This is a genomic window from Stenotrophomonas maltophilia group sp. RNC7, assembly GCF_030910085.1.
Taxonomy (GTDB): domain Bacteria; phylum Pseudomonadota; class Gammaproteobacteria; order Xanthomonadales; family Xanthomonadaceae; genus Stenotrophomonas; species Stenotrophomonas sepilia.
Genome location: NZ_JAVFVN010000559.1, coordinates 1 through 665, shown reverse-complemented (window position 1 = coordinate 665; position 665 = coordinate 1). Strand labels below are relative to the sequence as shown.

General features: G+C 33.7%; 2 protein-coding genes. Both read left to right on the top strand.

Features of this window, described 5'->3' with window-relative positions; genetic code table 11:
- The coding region (locus RCF13_RS10805; RefSeq protein ID WP_308141157.1) for a DnaJ domain-containing protein at window positions 1–192 on the top strand (192 nt) is incomplete at its 5' end.
- A 29-nt stretch (window positions 193–221) separates the two neighbouring features.
- Window positions 222–653, top strand: a complete 432-nt coding sequence (locus tag RCF13_RS10800) for a hypothetical protein (protein ID WP_308141156.1) — start codon at window positions 222–224, stop codon at window positions 651–653.
- Window positions 654–665: the final 12 nt, after the last annotated feature.

Here is a 665-nt window from a genome sequence, read left to right as displayed (position 1 = left end):
AAAAGTAACTACAATTATAATTCATATAGTGGTTACTATGGCAACACAGGCAGTAACTACACAGATGAAGAAAAGAAAAACCTCAAAAAAATATATAAGGAATTAGCTCTTAAGTTTCATCCGGATGTAAATAAAGAGGGTGAAGAAGTTATGAAGTTAGTAAACAAGCTGAAAGAACAGTGGGAAGTATAAATATATGTAACTGAAAAGGGGGCGTAGACTTGAAGAAAGAAATTAAAGCATACATAGAAGCAGAACTTAGAAATTATCATCAAAGTAAGAAGGACCTTGAAGAAATAAAGAATGATATTAGAGAAGAAGGGAAGCTCATAGGGGATAGTATGGGAATCCGCGGAAGTGGTACAAGTAATATAGTTGAGAACAAAGCCATTAGACTTGTGACTAATAAAAGAATTAAGAAGCTGGAGGAAACTATTAGAGCTATAGATGTGGTACTAGGTGAGCTGGATGAAAATAAGTATAAATTGGTAGAACTAAAATACTGGAAACGACCTAATTTACTAACTGATGCAGGTATAGCAAATGAATTAAACATAGATAGAGCGACTCTGTATCGATGGTCCAATGGAATTTTGGCAGCTATAGCAATCGAAATAGGTTTAATGGAAGATATAAGGATAAGTGGGCAATGAGAAAAATTATTC